Genomic DNA, 19400 nt, shown 5'->3' on the forward strand with positions numbered 1-19400 from the left:
CACCCGGCGTTCAGCGGGTTGTTAAGCGTTGGACCAACTTTGAATGGAGTCTGTGTTATCCAAATCGCCGTGCAGTACCTGATACGATTTCTTTAAAATGACATCAGTATGCTGCGTTAACTCCCTGAAGATCCCCTTGTTTAATGCCTCATAGCGCTTAGCGTTGCTTTCAACGGGCATAAACACGTCTTTGACCCGCACCATGCTTCCAACAGCCGCTTCGTAGCTCGGGTACAACCCTAGCCCAACGGCGGTATTGATGGCTGCCCCCAGGCTGGCGCAGCCGTTGATGGCGTTACGCCTGACCGGCAGGTTGAATACGTCGGCAAAGATTTGCATAAACAGGTCGCTGTTGGAGCCGCCGCCGGTGATGATCACGTGTTTGGCAAAGTGGTCCATCTCATTGCACATATTGTCGTAATTGTTTTTCAGCGTCAGCGCGATGCTTTCAAGGATTGAGCGGTAAATCCACGCGTAGTCCATGCTGGAATCAAAGCCAATCATGATCCCACGTTTGAACGGTTCCCAGGGGTTGGTCAGCCAGTCCAGAACGGTCATCAGGCCATTACAGCCCGGCGGCACCAGAGCAGCTTTCTTATTCAGCAGCCCTTCCGGCGAGAGGTTTTGCGCTTTCGCGTCCTGAATCAGCGACTCGCCCAGCATGTCCCGCAGCCAGCTCACCGTCCACATCCCCTTACGAATGCCGTAACCTTCATACAGCAGCGTTTCCGGAATGGACGACATAATTGGCCAGTAGGCCGTCGGCGCTTTTGGCAGCGCTTTGCCGTTCATCATCAGCGCGATATAGGTGCCGAGGGAAATCACCGCTGTCTCGTCATCCAGCAGCCCGGCACCCAGCGCCTCCACCGGTTTATCGCTGGTGGTACAAACGACCGGTAACCCAGCCGGGAACCCCGTTGCCTGAGCGGCTTTCTGCGTGAGTTGACCGATGACCGTGCCCGGCATCTGAACATCAAACAGCATGGTGCGCGGAATATTAAATTTCTTCAGCACGTCGTCATCGTCGCTCCACGACCACGTTTTGTAATCCACAGGCCACTGGCCAAAATAGTTGGCGATATTGTCTTTAAACTCGCCGGTTAAGCGGTGGGAAAGATACCCCGAGAATGATGTGACCCAGGCGACATCAGGGTTGGTGTGCTCGTAGGGACGGGTGACGCGAGCATCCTGCCAGCTGATCAGCGGCTCAGCGGGGGTGCCATCGGCTTTTAACAACGCGCGGCAGCAGCGGATAGAACCAAGACCAATCCCGACGATGGCGTTCTTGTTTCCCGTGAAATTGCTCATCAAATCCTGACCGGCGCGGCACAGCGAGTCCCACAGATCGTCGTCGGGGTGTTCGGCGGTATCTGCGTCCGGCGTGTGCATCGGCTGGAGCTGCCCCTTGCCTTCGCAGACGATATTGCCTGCCAGATCGTACATAACGACTTTTGTACTCTGGCTGCCACCATCAATCCCAATGATGTATTTCTTCGACATTGCCTTTCTCCTTCAATTTTCCCTCATCACTCGCCCGTTGCGGCCAGCGATGCCAATTTTTCCTGTGCCACGTCGGCTGCGTGAATTTTGCGAATCAGCAAAAAGGCAAACACGATGACCATGCACAGCGCGGCGAATCCCATCAGCCACATGTTGCGGTAGGCTTCCTCAGCCGGAAGGGTGTCCTGCCAGTAGCCGACCATCGGGTAAACGAACACGTCCGGCAGGAAGCCTATGACCGAACAGATACCCACGGTTGTGCCCATAATGTAGGGCGGCGTTCTGGCTTCGCCGGGGCAGGCCCAGTACAGCCCGCGCGAGGCGTAGCAGGTGAAACCCAGCAGCAGAATCAGGCTAATACCCATGGCGACGGACTGAGGGTTTGAGTTTGTCGCCAGTAGCGCAACCAGCGCCACGGCTCCGACAATAGAGAGCAGCTGCACAACGCGAGTCGGCGACTTGATTCGGCTGTAGGTGGTAATGATGCCGCCCAGCGGGCCGCAAATGGCGCGGAAGATTTTATTTATCACGATGCCCATATAGCTGGCGGCCACCAGCGACATGCCGTACATCTCCGTCAGGTAGTTAGTTGAGTAGCTCAGAATCGCATAGATAGTGTAGACCCCGAAGATAACCATGCTGCAATACCAGGTGGTGCTGATGCGTAAAACGGAAAGAATATCTTTAAGCTGGAAGGCCGGTTTTTTTGCCTCCTGAGTACCTTCTGTGCGGCCGGTATACCCGTCGCTGACGAAGAACCAGCACAGCACGCCGAGCGCGATATAAACGCCGCTGTAAATCAGAATGACGGCTTTAAGGCTGTTAGCATCTTCCGGGGCGAAACGCGAGAACACCCACATAGTAAAGACCGCCAGCGCCATCACCCCAACGCCCCGCAGGCCTTCCATCCAGCCCATGATTTTCCCCTGCTCGCTGTGATCGCCCAGCAGGGAAGCGGCTTTAATTGAAACCGACCACAGCATCAGAATCGTGGTGACGGCGAAGGCGATCTGGATGACTATCATGACCCATAGCGGCGGGTAGAAAGCCATGACGATACCCAGAAGGCCGGTGGCAATCATGGCCAGCGTCATCATTAAGCGGTGAGAAAATTTATCGGCAATGATCCCGCTGGGTGCATAAAGGATAATTGCGGTTATTCCGAACGTACTCATAATTAAGCCTATTTCGGTATTGCTAAATCCCATGAATTTTGCCATTGGGATTTGGTAAATATACCTTAAATAAGCAAGGTCAAAACTTACGCCACCACTGATACTTATTATTGCCAGCGTTAGCCAGCGACGAAAATTTGAATCACGCATGGTGTGCTCTCAGTGAGTAAGATTGTTAAAGACAAAAAAAAGAGAAAAGCAACCAATCCCCTGTGGGGGCTGATTACTTTTCTCATGGGCTCTAGTAATTGCGGAGATTATTATCATGGGAAGCGGTTTTTTAGTGTGAGAAATATCACGCTATTGGTTTTCATGGTGAATGATATAGCGTTAAAGCCTTTTCATTATTGAGTTGTGATATTGATCACATAACATGACCAGCCGCTGTGATACTTATTTTAGCCAGTTACTAGAGACGATGAGAAAAGTAACTTCCCTTTCGGGGGGAGCTTGCTTTTCTCATTTTTTTTGCGTTTAAAAAATTTAAGGAGTTCATCATGTCGCTCAGCGCACTCAACGAATTCTCACTGGACTTCTTCTCGCTAAAAGGGAAGACGGCTATCGTCACCGGCGGCAACAGCGGGCTGGGGCAGGCGTTTGCTATGGCGCTGGCGAAAGCCGGGGCGAATGTGTTCATTCCCACGGTGGTGGAAGAGAAAGGCGAAACGCGTCAACTTATTGAACAACAAGGCGTAAAAGTGGCGTTTATGACCGTTGATATTACCGAAAAAGGCGCACCTGCACAGGTCATTGCCCAGTGCCTTGAAACTTTCGGCTCGGTCGATATCCTGGTCAATAATGCCGGGATTTGTAAGCTCAACAAGGTGCTGGACTTTGGCCGCGCCGACTGGGATCCGATGATCAATATCAACCTGACCGCCGCCTTTGAATTAAGCCACGAAGCGGCAAAAGTGATGATTCCTCAAAAGCACGGGAAAATCATTAATATCTGTTCATTATTTTCTTATCTTGGCGGCCAGTGGTCTCCGGCTTATTCCGCGACAAAACACGCACTGGCTGGCTTAACGAAAGCCTATTGTGATGAATTAGGTCAATATAATATTCAAGTGAACGGTATCGCGCCGGGTTATTATGCCACCGATATTACTACTGAAACCCGTAAAAACCCCGAAACCAATAAGCGCGTGCTTGACCATATTCCAGCCAACCGCTGGGGTGAAACTCAGGATCTCATGGGGGCAATGGTTTATTTATCCAGCCGCGTTTCGGATTATGTGAATGGCCATTTATTAGTGGTCGATGGCGGTTATTTAGTCAGGTAATTCTCGCAGGGTGGTTCCTGCTTTCTCTTATTTTTATCCGTATTCCCTTATTGGTCAGGAAGGAGTTGTCATGTCTTTATCTCGCGAAGCAATTGTGGATCAATTAAAAGAAATCGTTGGCCCACAGCAGGTTATTACCGATGAGAAAGTATTGCAGAAAAACAGTATCGACCGGTTCAGAAAATATGCGGATATTCATGGCGTGTACACTCAGCCGCTGCCGGCCGCGGTAGTGAAACTGCAGAGCGCTGAGCAAGTCTCCAGCGTGCTGGCGTTTCTGCACAGCAACCGCATCACCTGTATCCCGCGCACCGGTGCGTCGGCAACGGAAGGCGGTCTGGAAACCGTGGTGAAAAACTCCGTGGTGCTGGACGGTTCCGGGCTGAACAAAATTATCGATATCGATATTGAAAACATGCAGGCGACCGCCCAGTGCGGCGTTCCGCTGGAGGTACTGGAAGATGCGCTGCGCGCAAAGGGTTATACCACCGGCCACTCTCCGCAATCCAAGCCGCTGGCGCAAATGGGGGGCCTCGTCGCAACCCGCAGCATCGGCCAGTTCTCAACGCTTTATGGCGCAATTGAAGACATGGTGGTTGGCCTGGAAGCCGTCTTCCCTGACGGCAGCATCACGCGCATCAAAAATGTACCGCGCCGCGCCGCTGGCCCGGATATCCGCCATGTGATTATCGGTAACGAAGGGGCGCTCTGCTACATCACCGAAGTGACGGTGAAAATCTTCAAATACACGCCGGAAAACAACCTGTTCTACGGCTACATCCTCGACAACATGAAAATCGGCTTCAACATCCTGCGTGAAGTGATGGTTGAGGGTTACCGTCCATCGATTGCCCGCCTGTATGACGCCGAAGATGGCACCCAGCACTTTACCCATTTTGCCGACGGTAAATGCGTGCTGATCTTTATGGCGGAGGGTTCTAAACGGCTGGCTGAGGCGACCGGAGCAGGGATTGAAGAGGTTGTGTCCCGCTACCCGGAATGCAAAAAAGTGGACAGCAAGCTTATCGAAACCTGGTTTAATAACCTGAACTGGGGGCCAGATAAAGTCGCCGCCGAACGCGTTCAGATTATGAAAACCGGCAATATGGGCTTTACCACTGAAGTCTCCGGAAGCTGGAGCTGCATTAATGAGATTTACCACAATGTGATCGAGCGCATTCGCAACGAATTTCCTCATGCAGGCGACATCACTATGCTTGGCGGTCACTCCTCCCACAGTTACATCAACGGCACCAACATGTACTTCGTCTATGACTACAACGTGGTGGACTGCAAACCGGAAGAGGAAATCGACAAGTACCACAACCCGCTGAATAAAATCATCGTTGAAGAGACGATTCGCCTCGGCGGCTCGATGGTGCACCACCACGGTATCGGTAAACACCGCGTGCACTGGTCAAAGCTGGAGCACGGCAGCGCATGGCCAATCATGCAGGGCCTGAAAGATCGGTACGATCCGAACGGCATCATGAATACCGGCACGATTTGGCCGATGGAAAAGTAACCGTACAGGTCGGCTCTCAGGAGCCGACTTTTCTACTTACGGATCGACAAAGGAATCAGTATGCACGCCGAACCGGTTCGTATGGATGACCTGCCGCTTAATCGCTTTCATTTACGCATCGCCGGGCTGACTTTCGGCGCCCACCTGACGGACGGCTATGTGCTGGGCGTGATTGGCTTTGCGCTGGTGATGATTACGCCGCAAATGGGCCTGACGCCGCTACAGGAAGGGTTGGTAGGCGGTTCGGCGCTGTTTGGGCTGTTTCTTGGCAGCCTGGTGCTGGGCTGGATCTCCGATCATATTGGCCGGCAGAAAATCTTTAACTTCAGCTTTGTGCTCATCACGCTGGCCTCTTTTTTACAGTTTTTCGTGAGCAACGTGGAACAGCTGATCCTGCTACGGGTGCTGATCGGCATCGGGCTTGGCGGCGATTATTCCGTAGGCCATACCATGCTGGCCGAATTTGCCCCACGCAAACATCGCGGCGTGCTGTTAGGCGCGTTTAGTGTGGTCTGGACGCTGGGCTATGTGCTGGCAAGCCTGATTGGCCATTTAATGGTGGACAGCGGGTCGGATGCCTGGCGCTGGCTGCTGGCTTCCGCAGCGTTTCCCGCGCTGTTAATCACGTTCTTACGCTGGGGTACTCCGGAGTCACCCCGCTGGCTGATGCGCCAGGGGCGAGTGTCCGAGGCCCACCAGATTGTGCGTCGCTGCTTCGGCGAACATGTTGTTATCAGCGATGAAATTGCGGTGCCGACCTCCCGCCATCTCCGCACGTTGTTTTCCGGGCAATACTGGCGGCGCACCGCGTTTAATAGCCTGTTCTTTGTGTGCCTGGTTATTCCGTGGTTTGCGATTTACACCTGGCTGCCGTCCATTACCGGGCTGCTGGGTATGCAGGATGGTCTGACCGCCAGCCTGCTGCTGAATATGGTGCTGGTGGTAGGGGCGATTGTGGGCCTTGTGCTGACCCACCGCTGTTCTCGTCGCGGCTTTTTGATCGGCGGCTTTCTGGTGCTGTTCTTAAGCCTCACCACGCTGGCGCTGGTGCCGGAACAACACGGCACTATCATCCTGCTGCTGTTCTTTATTTTTACTCTGACGATTTCAGCTGTCAGCAATCTGGTGGGCGTATTGCCCGCTGAGAGTTTCCCGACCGATATCCGCTCGCTGGGCGTCGGTTTTGCGACGTCAATGAGCCGTTTCGGCTCGGCCATCAGCACCGGCCTGCTGCCGGTGGCGCTGGTCTCCTTCGGCGTGCAGAACACCATGCTGCTGCTGAGTGCGGTTCTGATGCTGGGGCTGCTGGTTTCGGTCTTTTGGGCACCGGAAACGCGAAACATGAGCCTCGTTGCCGCCTCCGGGAATAAGGAACAGGCGCCGGGAGTGAACCATGAACATTCTGTTAGCCTTTAAGGCCGAACCAGACCTCGCCATGCTGGCGGAAAAAGACTGGCTGGCCGCGAAACATCAAGGGCTGGACACCTCTGTCACTCGTCCTTGCCTGGGCGAAGATGAGCAGGCTGCCGCCGAGATGCTGCTGCGACAGGAAGAAGGCCTGAAACTTACCGCGCTAAGCATAGGCAGCGAGCGTGCGGATAGCTTTCTGCGCCAGTTTAAGGCGCTGGGGTTCCAGCGGGTGGTACGGTTGAGGCTGGCGGGCGAGCTGACTTTTGTACCGGCATCGGTTGCCGCCTTATTGGCGGCCTGGCAGCAGCAAAACCCTCAATCGCTGGTGGTACTTGGGTCGCGTAGCGCCGAAGGCAACAGCGGCCAGACGGGCTTCTACCTTGCCGAAAAGCTAGGCTGGCTGTGCTTCAGTCAGGTCTATGATTTTACGGTGAACCCTGAGCTGCAGCAGGTTGAGCTGAAACAGCGATGTGCTACCGGAAAACGCCGCCTTACCGTGCGGCTGCCTGCGGTATTGATAATTGAAAGCCGGGGAGAATATTGCCTGAGAACGCCGGGCCTGCGGCAAAAACTGGCGGTAAAGGCCTCGGACGTTGAGGTTTTGCCTGTGGAAACGTTGGGTGCCGAGGTAGCCATGCCTGCGCTGGTCGAACTGGATAACCCTCAGCGACAGCGCGGCGGCTTAATTATTCAGGGAAGCGATGCGGGTGAGAAGGCCCGTAGCCTTTACCGCGACTGGCTACGTAAAAGGATGCAGCCATGAAAATTGCCCTGATCCTGCCCGAATCCCGAAAAGCTGCCGTGCTGAACGAGTTCGGGAATTTTATTTCGTGTAGCGAGACTGAAAAAGTCCAGCTTGAAGGCTGGCTGCTGCCGGAGACTGAATACAGCGAGCCGCTGCTGGATGCGTTATGCGCGCACTATGCTCAGTCCCCTGCAAATGTTTTGCTGTTTCCTTCAGGCTGGCAGGGCGCGGAGCTGGCAACCCGGCTGGCGTGCCGCCTGAAGGGGGAAGCCTGGAGTGCCGTCAGTGGGGTAAATATTACCCAAAAAACGGTGCGCAAAAATGCCTGCGGCGGCGCGCTGGTGGCTACTCTCCGGCTGCAAAATAAACCCTGGTGCCTGAGCGTTGCGGCCTCGCCGGGCGCAGAGAGCTGGCAGCCAGAGATAGAATATTCGCAGATTCCCGTAGCAGAACAGAAGCCTGCCTGGCTGGTTGAGTGTGCGTCCATTGCTGAGGAAAGTGCGTCCGGGCTGGCTGAAGCCAGGCTTGTGCTGGCGGTCGGGCGAGGAGTAGGCAGCCAGCAGGCGATGGAACAGGTTGAAGCCTGCGCCAGCGCGCTGGGGATGGAAACCGGCGCGAGCCGGGAAGCGGTGATGCACGCCTGGTGCAGCATGGACAAGCTGTTAGGGATGTCCGGTACTCAGGTTGCCGCCGACGTTTGTATTGCCGCAGGTATTTCCGGCGCACCTGCCTTTATCAGCGGCATTGCCCACAGCCGGTTTATCGTCGCTATTAACAACGACCCACAGGCGGCAATTTTTCGCCATGCCGACGTGGGGATTGTGGACGACCTGCTGCCGGTGTTAGCCGAGCTGCAAAACTGCGTCAGGGAAGATATTTAGCCAGCTGCCAGACGCCGGTATTGGTGGTTGAGATGGCCAGCGCGCCGGCGTTCAGGGCGTTGTTGGCATCCTCCGCGTCACACACCAGGCCGCCCGCTATCACCGGCAGGTCGATTTTCTCCGTCACCCACTTCATCACCTTCGGCATGCAGCCGGGCAGGATTTCAATGCAGTCCGGGTTTGACTGCGCGATCTGCTTATCGATGTTGTGATAAGAGATAGAGTCGACGATAAACAGCCGGTGAATGGCAAAGAACCCCTGCGCCCTGGCCGCTTTCACCATCGGTGCCTTGGTGCTGATCACGCCGTCGGCCTGGGTCACCAGCTTCAGGAAGTTAATCACAATTTCTTTATTCGACGTGCCTTCCAGTAAATCGACGTGCACCAGCGCGTATTTGTTCGCTTTTTTAATCTGCTGCACGATGCCGGTAATCGTGCAGATATTGCCGTACAACACGGAAATAACCTGGCAGTCGGACTCCAGCGCCAGCTGCAGGCTCTGGTTATCTTTTACCGCTGCAATCAGCGGGTGTTGCTTGAGTAGGGACATCAGGGACACAGCTTGAACTCCATTAACCAAAGCGTAATTGGATGCCGCAACCGGCGGGCGGGTAGCGCCAGCGGCTGAGGGTTTGTTCGTCGCAAAGCAGGCGGCATGTGCCGCACTCCAGGCAGCCGGTATTATCAATCTGCAGGCTGCCGTCTTCCTTCTGGCGGTATAACCCTGCGGGGCAGGCGCGTACCAGCAGGGCAAGGCTTTCTCTGTCGGGGCTGTCTGCAGGAACAATGTGCGGTTTCTCTGCGGGTTGCCAGGCGTTCTTTGCCAGTTTCTCATGCAGGTTCACAGGCTGCGTCCTCCGTGAAAAATGTCTTTAACCAGCCGGGAAATACCGGCCCTGCGGGCATGCTTCCACAGCAGGCTGCCGAGGCGGGGTGGCGGTGAACTTTGGGGATCAAAGATATCACGCTGCAGCTCGGCCAGCAGGTGCGGATAGTCCTGAAACAGCCCTGGCGTTTGTAAAAAATCGGGCATTTTGCGGTAGCGCTCCAGCACGCCCCACAGCGTAGTGCGCTCCAGATGCTGGCGATAAACCTGATTAAGATCGACGCATTCATCCCGCTGTAGTGACGTAATTAGCGTTTGTGCCGCCGCTTTTGCCGAAAGCGCAGCCAAATCCATGCCGCGCACGGTGAAGCCGGTATTGATACAGAAACGGGCGCTATCGCCCACCAGCAAATAGCCGGGGCCGGCCAGGCGTTCGGGGAGCCCGTGCAGGCCGCATTCAGGAATGAGATGTGCGCCGTATTCCACCAGCTCGGCGCGGCGAAGAAGCGGGCGTAGCGTTGGGTGCTGTTTGAAGTTTTCCAGCAGGTCAGGAAGCGCTGCGCAGCAAGCCCGGAGTGAAGAGAGCGGGCAGACGATGCCGACAGAAAGCGTATCGTTATTGGTATAGAGAAAACCACCTGCGGGCTGCTCGCCGCAGACGCCGCCGGTGAACAGCCAGGCCGCGCCTTCGTTACCCTCGAGGGCAAAACGGTTCTCCAGATCTTCTTTCGGCAGCGCAAGCACTTCCTTAACGCCGACCGCAACGCCGTGCTCGGGCAACTTGTTCAATAGCTTATGCTGCTCTGCCAGCAGGGTGTTGGCACCTTCGGCGACAACCACGGCTTTGGCGCTCAGCGCTTCTCCGTCAATCACTACGCCGCTCACCACGCCGTTTTCGACATGCAGGCCATCTACATGGGTAGCCGCCAGGCACTGGGCTCCGGCTTGTTCAGCCTGCTGGAACAGCCACGGATCGAGACGTGCGCGAAGCACGCTGTATGAAGAAGCCGTGGGCTGTTGAAAGCTGAGCGTAGTGGCGCTGTCCGGCGTCAGAGCGGAGAGTTTTTCATGGGTAATACAGCGTTCAAGCGGGGCAGAACGAGAAAAGTCAGGAAAGAGATCGTCAAACACGGCGGTGTAAAGCCTGCCGCCCGACAGGTTTTTGCCTCCGGGCTGGCTTGCCCGCTCAACAAGCAGAACATTTAGCCCGGCGCGCGCGCATTCTGCCGCGCAGCAGGAGCCTGCGATCCCTGCACCTACGACGATAATATCGAAATCTGTAGTGGCCATCCCGTGCACCTTTTAGTTGCGACGGAGTAGCTTACCAAAGCGGGAAGAAAATTAGCTTGATGAGGTGCGCAGACGGGAAAAGTCCGGCGTAATTTCCGGACTTTTTTCGTTCTTATTCGCCGCGGTAAACGCAGCCGGCGGTGCAGGTTTCTTTGATCATCACCGCGCTCAAAAGCGGAACGACGGGCTTCATCTGATCCCAAATCCATTTCGCCAGCACTTCGCTGGTTGGGTTTTCAAGCCCAGGGATATCGTTCAGATAATAGTGATCGAGGCGATCGTAAGTCGGCTTAAACGCCGCCTTCAGCTCGGAAAAGTCCATGATCCAGCCGGTATAGGGATCTACCTCGCCGGTAATTTCCAGGCGCACCATAAAGGAGTGGCCATGCAGGCGACCGCATTTGTGGCCTTCCGGCACGTGCGGCAGGCGGTGGGCGGCTTCGAAGGTAAAATCTTTAAACAGGGTGGTGGACATCATTCAACTCTCTGGAATTCAAAAAACCGCCGCATGATAGCGGAATGGACTATTTTTCGCATTAACTAAACGGCCCGCAGGCCGGCTAGATGCTGTAAGCAACGGTGAATGATTGAAAATCTTTTATTCATCAGTTAGTTAGCTAATCACTTTTAACACTATGATTTACCATAAAAAACGATTAGTCGTTTTAGTTATTTATTATTTCCATCCCTTCTTTAATTGTTGATAACCTGCTGGTTAACCTTGACTCATTACAGTCTGTAAGCCCTTTTTTTGCACTTTGCTACTGGAAGCTAAATACGTATGACTTCTCAGGTTCCACCGAGCGCTTTGCTGCCGCTAACGCCGGACCAGCTGGCACGCCTTCAGGCGGCGACCACTGATTTTTCGACCACTCAGTTGGCCTGGCTGTCCGGCTATTTCTGGGGAATGATTAACCAGCAGCCTGGCGCTGTCGAGGCGGCTCCGGCCCCCGCGGCAGAAGTGCCGGTTATCACGCTGATTTCCGCTTCGCAGACCGGCAACGCGCGCCGCGTGAGCGAGCAGCTGCGTGACGACCTGCTGGCGGCGAAGCTGAACGTCAACCTGGTGAACGCGGGCGACTATAAATTCAAGCAAATTGCCCAGGAAAAGCTGCTGATTGTCGTCAGTTCCACGCAAGGGGAAGGGGAGCCGCCGGAAGAAGCCGTGGCCCTGCACAAATTCCTGTTTTCGAAGAAGGCACCAAAGCTTAACGGTACCGCGTTTGCGGTCTTTGGCCTCGGCGACAGCTCCTATGAATTCTTCTGCCAGTCCGGCAAAGACTTCGACAGCAAGCTGGCGGAATTAGGCGGTGAGCGCCTGCTGGATCGCGTCGATACTGACGTCGAGTACCAGCCTGCGGCCCAGGAATGGCGTGGCAAAATTGTCGAGCTACTGAAGTCTCGCGTACCGGCGGAAACCCCGGCTCAGGCGACCGCGACCGCCACTGGCGTGAGCAACGAAATTTTCACCAGCCCTTACAGCAAAGAAGCCCCGTTAACCGCCACGCTCGCGGTTAACCAGAAGATTACCGGCCGCGACTCCGATAAAGACGTGCGCCACATCGAAATCGATCTTGGTGACTCAGGCCTGCGCTACCGGCCGGGCGATGCGCTTGGCGTCTGGTACCAGAACGATCCGGCGCTGGTGAAAGAGCTGACCGATTTGCTGTGGCTGAAAGGCGATGAAAGCGTCACCGTTGACGGCAAAACGCTGCCGCTGAGCGAAGCCCTGCAGTGGCACTTCGAGCTGACGGTGAACACCGGCAATATCGTCGAAAACTACGCCCAGCTGACCCGCAACACGGCGCTGCTGGAGCTGGTGGGCGATAAAGCAAAATTACAGCACTACGCGCAGACGACGCCGATTGTAGATATGGCTCGCTACGCCCCGGCAGAGCTGACGGCGGAACAGCTGGTTGGCCTGCTGCGCCCGCTTACGCCGCGCCTTTACTCAATCGCCTCTTCGCAGGCGGAATCTGAAACCGAAGTCCATATTACCGTGGGCGCGGTGCGCTATGACATCGAAGGCCGTGCCCGCAGCGGCGGGGCTTCCGGCTTCCTGGCTGACCGCCTTGAAGAAGAGGGTGAAGTGCGCGTGTTCATTGAGCACAACGATAACTTCCGCTTACCGGCAAACCCGGAAACACCGGTCATCATGATTGGCCCAGGCACCGGCATTGCCCCGTTCCGCGCCTTTATTCAGCAGCGTGATAACGACGGTGCGGGCGGCAAGAACTGGCTGTTCTTTGGCAATCCGCACTTTACCGAAGATTTCCTGTATCAGGTGGAATGGCAGCGCTACGTCAAAGACGGCCTGCTGACGAACATCGATTTAGCCTGGTCCCGCGACCAGCAGCATAAAATATACGTACAAGACAAACTGCGCGAGAAAGGCGCGGAACTGTGGCGCTGGATTCAAGAAGGTGCCCACATTTACGTCTGCGGCGACGCCAATCGTATGGCGAAAGACGTTGAACAGGCGTTACTGGAAGTGGTGGCCGTCCACGGTGGCATGGACACCGAAGCGGCAGATGAATTTTTAAGTGAGCTGCGCGTTGAGCGCCGTTATCAGCGAGATGTCTACTAATGAGCGAAAAACACCCTGGCCCTCTGGTGGTCGAAGGCAAACTGGTCGACGCCGAACGGCTGAAGCGCGATAGCGATTTCCTGCGCGGCACCATTAAAGAAGATTTGCAGGATGGTCTGACCGGCGGTTTCAACGGCGACAACTTCCTGCTGATCCGCTTCCACGGCATGTATCAGCAGGATGACCGCGATATTCGCGCCGAACGTGCGGAGCAGAGGCTGGAGCCGCGCCACGCGATGATGCTCCGCTGCCGCCTGCCGGGCGGGATTATCACCACCCAACAGTGGCAGGCTATTGATAAATTTGCCGAAGATAAGACTATCTACGGCAGCATCCGCCTGACTAACCGCCAGACGTTCCAGTTCCACGGCATTCTGAAGAAGAACGTTAAGCCCGCGCATGAAATGCTGCACGAGGTTGGCCTGGACGCGCTGGCGACAGCCAATGATGTGAATCGCAACGTGCTGTGTACTTCCAACCCGGTGGAGTCTGAGCTGCACCAGGAAGCCTACGAATGGGCGAAAAAGCTTTCCGAGCACCTGCTGCCGCGCACTCGTGCCTACGCCGAGATTTGGTGGGATAAAGAAAAAGTCGCCACCACGGACGAAGAGCCAATTCTGGGGCCGACCTACCTGCCGCGTAAGTTTAAAACCACGGTAGTGATCCCGCCGCAGAACGATGTGGATCTGCACGCCAATGACATGAACTTTATTGCGATTGCGGAAAAGGGCAAGCTGGTTGGTTTTAACCTGCTGGTCGGCGGCGGCCTGTCCATTGAGCACGGCAATAAAAATACCTATGCCCGCACGGCGAGCGAATTCGGCTACATTCCGCTGGAGCATACTCTGGCTGTAGCGGAAGCGGTGGTGACGACCCAGCGAGACTGGGGGAACCGTACCGACCGTAAAAACGCTAAAACCAAATATACCCTTGAGCGCGTCGGCGTGGACGTGTTTAAGGCGGAAGTTGAGCGCCGCGCCGGCATCAAGTTTGAGCCGACCCGCGCGTACGAATTCACCGGCCGTGGCGACCGTATCGGCTGGGTGAAGGGCATCGACGACAAATGGCACCTGACGCTGTTTATCGAAAACGGCCGTATTCTGGATTACCCGGATCGCCCGCTGAAAACCGGCCTGCTGGAGATAGCCCGGATCCATAAAGGTGATTTCCGCCTGACGGCAAACCAGAACCTGATCGTCGCCGGCGTGCCGGAAAGCGAAAAGGCTAAAATAGAGAAGCTGGCTACCGGGCACGGGCTGATGAACGCGGTCACGCCGCAGCGCGAGAACTCGATGGCCTGCGTGTCTTTCCCTACCTGCCCGCTGGCGATGGCGGAAGCCGAACGCTTCCTGCCTGAGTTTGTCACCAAAGTTGAGCAGGTGATGGATAAACACAAGGTGCCGGATGAGCACATTGTTATGCGCGTCACCGGCTGCCCGAACGGCTGTGGCCGTGCGATGCTGGCCGAAATCGGCCTCGTGGGGAAAGCACCAGGGCGCTATAACCTGCACATTGGCGGCAACCGCATCGGGACGCGTATTCCGCGCATGTACCGTGAAAATATCACGGAGCCGGAAATCCTCAGCTCGATTGACGAGCTGGTAGGGCGCTGGGCGAAAGAACGTGAAGCCGATGAAGGCTTTGGGGACTTCACCGTGCGCGCCGGGATTATTCGCCCGGTGCTCGATCCGGCCAGGGATTTGTGGGACTAATTTTTCTCCTATTTCCTAATGGGAAAATGACTATATAACGATCGCCGAACTTCGCTTTCCCCTCTCCCTTCCAGGGAGAGGGCCGGGGTGAGGGTCAACCACATCAACAGGTGAGGAGCCTATGCCTACACTCGATCTTACCGCGCTGAACGCCCTTCCTAAGGTCGAACGCGTCATGGCGCTCGCCGAAACGAACGCTCAGCTGGAAAAACTTAGCGCGCAGCAGCGTGTCGCCTGGGCGCTGGAAAACCTGCCGGGCGAGTTTGTCCTTTCGTCCAGCTTCGGCATTCAGGCTGCCGTTTGCCTGCATCTGGTGACGCAGCAGCGCCCCGACATTCCGGTGATCCTGACCGATACCGGCTATCTGTTCCCGGAAACCTACCAGTTTATCGACGAGCTAACCGATAAGCTGAAGCTGAACCTGCAGGTGTTCCGTGCGACCGAAAGTCCTGCGTGGCAGGAAGCGCGTTACGGCAAACTGTGGGAGCAGGGCGTGGAAGGTATTGAGCGCTACAACGACATCAACAAAGTAGAGCCGATGAACCGTGCCCTGAAAACGCTGGAGGCGCAAACCTGGTTTGCCGGCCTGCGTCGTGAGCAGTCTGGGAGCCGTGCAAATCTGCCGGTTCTGGCGGTGCAGCGTGACGTGTTTAAAATTCTGCCCATCATCGACTGGGATAACCGCACGGTTTACCAGTATCTGACAGAGCACGGGCTTAAGTACCATCCATTGTGGGACCAGGGCTATCTTTCCGTAGGCGATACCCACACCACCCGTAAATGGGAGCCGGGAATGGCAGAAGAAGAAACGCGCTTCTTTGGCCTGAAACGCGAGTGCGGTCTGCACGAATAAACTCCCTTTATCACTTATTTCAAAGCGCGGGCCTTGTTCCCGCGTTTTTCTTTTCTGCTTTCCTGTCTTCGCCTCAATGAAACCCTCCATCAAGTTTACTCCCCAAAATGGGCTGTTCATCACAAAGAAATACGCGATCGGATATTGATCATTTTTTTGTAGAGGCGATAATTCCATAAAACCTGAAAACGTTTTCAGTTTTATCTGATTCAAGAAAAATAATAATTGCCAGGGCCGGTAAAAAATGGCCGTAAGGCGAATGATTTTATTACCAGGGAAAGCATCTGTTCTCGGTAAATATTACCGGTAAAGGCTTATCATTAGGGAATTATATATGTCCATTTTACCTCTTCATATAAAAAAACACGGTATAAAATGCATCCTGTTTCTGTCAGGAATATTTTCGGTCATTCCGGTAGCGCCCGCGATGGCGGCAGGTTTTGTGGATGACAGCCTGCTAACGGGCTCGCTCTACTACTGGCAGCGCCACCGCGAGCGCAAAGATATGAATCCTGGCAGCCCTCATTATGGGCAATACCAGACTAACCTTCACCACAGCACAACGACCGCACGACTGGACTACAGCTCCGGTTTTTATGACGAAACTGTTGGGATCGATCTCGGGGCATTTGCGACGGTGGATTTATTCGAGGGCAGCACCGCACATCCCAACGAAATAAGCTTCAGCGACGGGAAATCCATGTGGCGCGATCGGGGTACCGGAGAGGCCAATGCGGTGGATCTTTATCTGGCCGCGCTCAAATTCAAAAAGGAAAATTACTGGCTCAGAGCCGGTTATATTCAGCCCATTGGGCAGGGTTTATTAGCCACCCAATGGGGCTTCTTACCCGGAACCTATCAGGGGGCCGAAATTGGCGCAGTGTATGATTTTGGGCGGTACGGTATATTTTTGCTTTCTTATTTTTGGGCCAATAAATATAAAGCCCCATGGTATCGCGAAATGTATGACTTTAAGGAAATAGACAAGAAAACGAAAATTCCTTATTTGCACTCGCTGGGCGGGAAATTTGATTTTAAAAATGGCGTGATTTGGGAGCTGGCCTTTGGTCAATCCCAGGGCTACCTGGATAAGTATTTTACCAAAGTAGGCTGGCGTCTTGGTGAGGCAGATAACCAGCTCAGAACCAGCTGGCAGTTTTACGGCTCGCATGATGCGACGGGGCGCCATGACGTCTACGATGAGTTTGCCTGGCAGCAGGGCGTTACTGCCGAATACCAGCGAGGACGCTGGCAGTTCCGGTTAGAGGGGAGCCTGGTCCATGCGCCGGGCAAGCAAGGATATTACACCGTCAGCGCAACGCCCATTTACCCAAACTCGGCGGGGCGTATCGATATGTGGTGGGATGCCCGCTCTGACTACAACGCCGACGGTGAAAAGGCGGTGTTTTTCGGCTCGATGGTCGATTTAGGCGACGTCATTTATCCGGGTATCAGCGCCGGGGCATCGCTGGCCTGGGGCTGGGACGGCAAACCGGCTCGGGGAGGAGACTGGTCGGCCAGACAGCGTCTGACAGAAAGCGCCTGGAACCTGGATCTCGTCTGGCAAGTCCAGCAGGGCTGGGCGAAAGATGTGATGTTTAAGCTGCATTACACCCGCTACAACAACCATTCCGACAATCCTGACTGGAGCGGCGGCTATGCCAACGTTTTCCAGGATGAAAAGGATATCAAATTCATGATGATTGCTCCGTTCTCAATTATTTAACGCGACCCACGCTAAGGAAAAATAATGTTGATTCGACAGGCAGGCCTCGGGCTGGCGCTTTCGTGCTGCGCGCTTTTCGTCCATGCAGAAACGCATGTGTTAATTAACCAGGTTGGCTACGACCTCAATGGACCCAAATCTGCCGTTATTCAATTGAGCGATGGCGCGAAATTTAACGCTGGCGACCAATTTGAGCTGCTGGACAGCGAAAGCAACAAAGTGGTGTATAGCGGTGAATTAGTCGGGCAGGGAAGCGTCCCGAGCTGGGAGAATCGTACTTTTTATCAGGCCGATTTTAGCGGCTGGCATAAAGCCGGGCGTTATGTGGTCAAGGTGGTCAGCAGCGACGGTGATGTGCGCTCCGGGCCGTTTATCATTAATAAAGATTTGCTTGAACGCTACACGCTCTCGGATGTGATTGCTTATTTCAAAAGCCAGCGTGTAACGGGGCTTTTTGACAAGGCCGATCGCAAACTGCCGAAACCGTGGGGCGAGAAAGGCACGGTGGATGTGCACGGCGGCTGGTATGACGCGACCGGCGATTATGGCGTTCACCTTTCCCATCAGAATTTAACCTCCTGGTTTAACCCTCAACAAGCCCCTTTGGTGGCCTGGAGCCTGCTGCAAAGCTACCAGCGCTTGGGCGCGCGTAACGACGTCAATTTCTCCGAGTACCGTCGCCGTATGCTCGATGAAGGTCTTTATGGCGCAGATTTTCTGGTGCGTATGAAGCAGCCTGGGGAGTCTTTCCTGCAGGCTATCTCTTCGCCGGGTAAAGACAAGCTGGCGCAGGACCGCGTGGTAGCGAACCCGAACTGGCGCACGCAAATTAAAGAAAAAGAGTCTGACTCGACCATTGTTGAAGAATCGGCGGTTGGGCGGCTGGCTTATCAGGCGAGCTTCCGTTCAGGTGCCGGGATGTCCATTGCTGCGCTGGCGCTCGCCAGCACCCAGAATGAGGACGGGCAGTTTACCCGCGCGCAATATCTTCAGACAGCGAAAGAGGCTTTTGCCTTTCTTGAGAAAAATAACCTAAAGATGGTGAACGACGGCAAAGAGAATATCGTCGATGACTATAACGTTCTGCTGGCCGCCACCGAACTGTATAAAGCGACTAAGCAATCACATTACCTGGAGGTGGCTTCCCTGCGGGCAAAAAGCCTGATGGCGCGCCAGGTTTCAGAGGGGCAATGGAAGCATTACTGGCGCGCGGATGACGCCAGTCGACCTTATTTCCATCCTTCAGATGCCGGTCTGCCGGTTATTGCGCTGCTGGAGTATCACGCCGTTGCGCCTGAAAACCAGCGTGCGAATATTCTCTCCACGGTAAAACAAGCGCTCGATTTTGAACTGACAACCACCGCCGATGTTAATAACCCGTTTGGCTATGCACGTCAGCTGGTCCAACTGAAGGACGGGACAAAGCGCACCAGCTTCTTCTTCCCGCATGATACGGAAGCCGCGCCGTGGTGGCAGGGGGAAAACGCTCGTATAGCGTCGCTTGCGGCGGCGGCCCGACAGGCGATGCCGCTGTTTGCCGACGATGCCAATTTTACCCATCGGCTTAACGCCTATGCCTGGAACCAGCTGGACTGGATCCTCGGCAGAAACCCGTTTGATGTCAGCATGCTGACCGGCAGCGGCTATCGCCACATTAGCTATCTGTTCTTCAATTCCTGGCGCTATACGACCTTGCCTGGCGGGATTGTGAACGGCATTACCGCCGATCCGCAGCAGAACGTAGACGGTATCGCGTTTGACCAGGGTTATGCGGTTACCGGGAAAGATGACGATTGGCGCTGGGCCGAAGGCTGGCTGCCTCATTCAGCGTGGTATCTTTATGCCGTGAGCCTGCCGGTACAGCAGTAATAAATAAGGAGGAGCGGT

General features: G+C 55.1%; 16 protein-coding genes. 10 read left to right on the forward strand and 6 right to left on the reverse strand.

From position 1 onward, the window contains the following. Positions 1-21 precede the first annotated feature (21 nt). Both VGM55_RS15510 and VGM55_RS15515 read right to left on the reverse strand, forming a co-directional pair. A complete protein-coding gene (locus VGM55_RS15510; protein WP_331635953.1) occupies positions 22-1500 on the reverse strand; it encodes an FGGY-family carbohydrate kinase in 1479 nt (492 codons plus the stop codon). Positions 1501-1526: 26 nt separating this feature from the next. Then, positions 1527-2825, reverse strand: coding sequence for an MFS transporter (locus VGM55_RS15515; RefSeq protein WP_331635954.1), 1299 nt, complete (start codon positions 2823-2825; stop codon positions 1527-1529). 347 nt (positions 2826-3172) lie between these two features. Here VGM55_RS15515 and VGM55_RS15520 point away from each other — a divergent pair, with 347 nt between their 5' ends. The 5 genes from VGM55_RS15520 (at position 3173) to VGM55_RS15540 (ending at position 8519) form a co-directional block, all read left to right on the forward strand. After that, positions 3173-3958, forward strand: coding sequence for an SDR family oxidoreductase (locus VGM55_RS15520; protein ID WP_331635955.1), 786 nt, complete (start codon positions 3173-3175; stop codon positions 3956-3958). 70 nt (positions 3959-4028) lie between these two features. Beyond that, a complete protein-coding gene (locus tag VGM55_RS15525) occupies positions 4029-5483 on the forward strand; it encodes an FAD-binding oxidoreductase (RefSeq protein ID WP_331635956.1) in 1455 nt (484 codons plus the stop codon). A 60-nt stretch (positions 5484-5543) separates the two neighbouring features. Further along, a complete protein-coding gene (locus VGM55_RS15530) occupies positions 5544-6899 on the forward strand; it encodes an MFS transporter (RefSeq protein ID WP_331635957.1) in 1356 nt (451 codons plus the stop codon). Continuing rightward, positions 6877-7656: an electron transfer flavoprotein subunit beta/FixA family protein gene (locus tag VGM55_RS15535; protein WP_331635958.1), complete on the forward strand. Its 780-nt coding sequence runs from the start codon at positions 6877-6879 to the stop codon at positions 7654-7656. Before VGM55_RS15530 ends, VGM55_RS15535 begins: the two co-directional genes overlap by 23 nt. Next, positions 7653-8519, forward strand: coding sequence for an electron transfer flavoprotein subunit alpha/FixB family protein (locus VGM55_RS15540; protein ID WP_331635959.1), 867 nt, complete (start codon positions 7653-7655; stop codon positions 8517-8519). Before VGM55_RS15535 ends, VGM55_RS15540 begins: the two co-directional genes overlap by 4 nt. Here the strand turns inward: VGM55_RS15540 and VGM55_RS15545 are convergent. From VGM55_RS15545 to queD, 4 genes are all read right to left on the reverse strand, one after another. Beyond that, positions 8503-9078, reverse strand: a complete 576-nt coding sequence (locus VGM55_RS15545) for a glycerol-3-phosphate responsive antiterminator (RefSeq protein WP_038479425.1) — start codon at positions 9076-9078, stop codon at positions 8503-8505. The genes VGM55_RS15540 and VGM55_RS15545 overlap by 17 nt on opposite strands. 13 nt (positions 9079-9091) lie before the next feature. Continuing rightward, positions 9092-9364 (reverse strand): 4Fe-4S dicluster domain-containing protein, encoded by a 273-nt coding sequence (locus VGM55_RS15550; RefSeq protein WP_038479427.1) that lies wholly within the window; start codon positions 9362-9364, stop codon positions 9092-9094. Continuing rightward, complete coding sequence (locus tag VGM55_RS15555) at positions 9361-10635, reverse strand: FAD-dependent oxidoreductase (RefSeq protein ID WP_154188269.1); 1275 nt, start codon at positions 10633-10635, stop codon at positions 9361-9363. The genes VGM55_RS15550 and VGM55_RS15555 overlap by 4 nt, the downstream gene beginning before the upstream one ends. A 112-nt stretch (positions 10636-10747) precedes the next feature. Continuing rightward, on the reverse strand, positions 10748-11113 hold the full coding sequence (queD, locus tag VGM55_RS15560) for a 6-carboxytetrahydropterin synthase QueD (RefSeq protein ID WP_162473299.1): 366 nt from the start codon (positions 11111-11113) through the stop codon (positions 10748-10750). A gap of 303 nt (positions 11114-11416) precedes the next feature. On the opposite strand from queD, the gene cysJ reads away from it, so the two are divergent. From cysJ to VGM55_RS15585, 5 genes are all read left to right on the forward strand, one after another. Then, a complete protein-coding gene (gene cysJ / locus VGM55_RS15565) occupies positions 11417-13222 on the forward strand; it encodes an NADPH-dependent assimilatory sulfite reductase flavoprotein subunit (protein ID WP_331635960.1) in 1806 nt (601 codons plus the stop codon). After that, positions 13222-14934 carry an assimilatory sulfite reductase (NADPH) hemoprotein subunit gene (gene cysI, locus VGM55_RS15570; RefSeq protein WP_154188271.1) on the forward strand — a complete coding sequence of 571 codons (1713 nt, stop codon included), beginning with the start codon at positions 13222-13224 and terminating at the stop codon, positions 14932-14934. Before cysJ ends, cysI begins: the two co-directional genes overlap by 1 nt. Positions 14935-15055: 121 nt before the next feature. Further along, positions 15056-15787: a phosphoadenosine phosphosulfate reductase gene (gene cysH, locus VGM55_RS15575; RefSeq protein WP_331635961.1), complete on the forward strand. Its 732-nt coding sequence runs from the start codon at positions 15056-15058 to the stop codon at positions 15785-15787. A 334-nt stretch (positions 15788-16121) separates the two neighbouring features. Next, complete coding sequence (locus VGM55_RS15580) at positions 16122-17513, forward strand: OprD family outer membrane porin (protein ID WP_331635962.1); 1392 nt, start codon at positions 16122-16124, stop codon at positions 17511-17513. 24 nt (positions 17514-17537) lie between these two features. Then, entirely contained in the window at positions 17538-19382 is a 1845-nt protein-coding gene (locus VGM55_RS15585; protein ID WP_154188274.1) for a glycoside hydrolase family 9 protein, read from the forward strand. Positions 19383-19400 lie beyond the last annotated feature (18 nt).

Origin of the sequence: Cedecea sp., from assembly GCF_036500665.1 — a bacterium.
Classification (GTDB): domain Bacteria; phylum Pseudomonadota; class Gammaproteobacteria; order Enterobacterales; family Enterobacteriaceae; genus Cedecea.

Coding starts and splice junctions, on each gene's coding strand:
- VGM55_RS15510 (WP_331635953.1), bottom strand. CDS start 1,500: ATGTCGAAGAAATACATCATTGGGATTGATGGTGGCAGCCAGAGTACA.
- VGM55_RS15515 (WP_331635954.1), bottom strand. CDS start 2,825: ATGCGTGATTCAAATTTTCGTCGCTGGCTAACGCTGGCAATAATAAGT.
- VGM55_RS15520 (WP_331635955.1), top strand. CDS start 3,173: ATGTCGCTCAGCGCACTCAACGAATTCTCACTGGACTTCTTCTCGCTA.
- VGM55_RS15525 (WP_331635956.1), top strand. CDS start 4,029: ATGTCTTTATCTCGCGAAGCAATTGTGGATCAATTAAAAGAAATCGTT.
- VGM55_RS15530 (WP_331635957.1), top strand. CDS start 5,544: ATGCACGCCGAACCGGTTCGTATGGATGACCTGCCGCTTAATCGCTTT.
- VGM55_RS15535 (WP_331635958.1), top strand. CDS start 6,877: ATGAACATTCTGTTAGCCTTTAAGGCCGAACCAGACCTCGCCATGCTG.
- VGM55_RS15540 (WP_331635959.1), top strand. CDS start 7,653: ATGAAAATTGCCCTGATCCTGCCCGAATCCCGAAAAGCTGCCGTGCTG.
- VGM55_RS15555 (WP_154188269.1), bottom strand. CDS start 10,635: ATGGCCACTACAGATTTCGATATTATCGTCGTAGGTGCAGGGATCGCA.
- queD (WP_162473299.1), bottom strand. CDS start 11,113: ATGATGTCCACCACCCTGTTTAAAGATTTTACCTTCGAAGCCGCCCAC.
- cysJ (WP_331635960.1), top strand. CDS start 11,417: ATGACTTCTCAGGTTCCACCGAGCGCTTTGCTGCCGCTAACGCCGGAC.
- cysI (WP_154188271.1), top strand. CDS start 13,222: ATGAGCGAAAAACACCCTGGCCCTCTGGTGGTCGAAGGCAAACTGGTC.
- cysH (WP_331635961.1), top strand. CDS start 15,056: ATGCCTACACTCGATCTTACCGCGCTGAACGCCCTTCCTAAGGTCGAA.
- VGM55_RS15580 (WP_331635962.1), top strand. CDS start 16,122: ATGTCCATTTTACCTCTTCATATAAAAAAACACGGTATAAAATGCATC.
- VGM55_RS15585 (WP_154188274.1), top strand. CDS start 17,538: ATGTTGATTCGACAGGCAGGCCTCGGGCTGGCGCTTTCGTGCTGCGCG.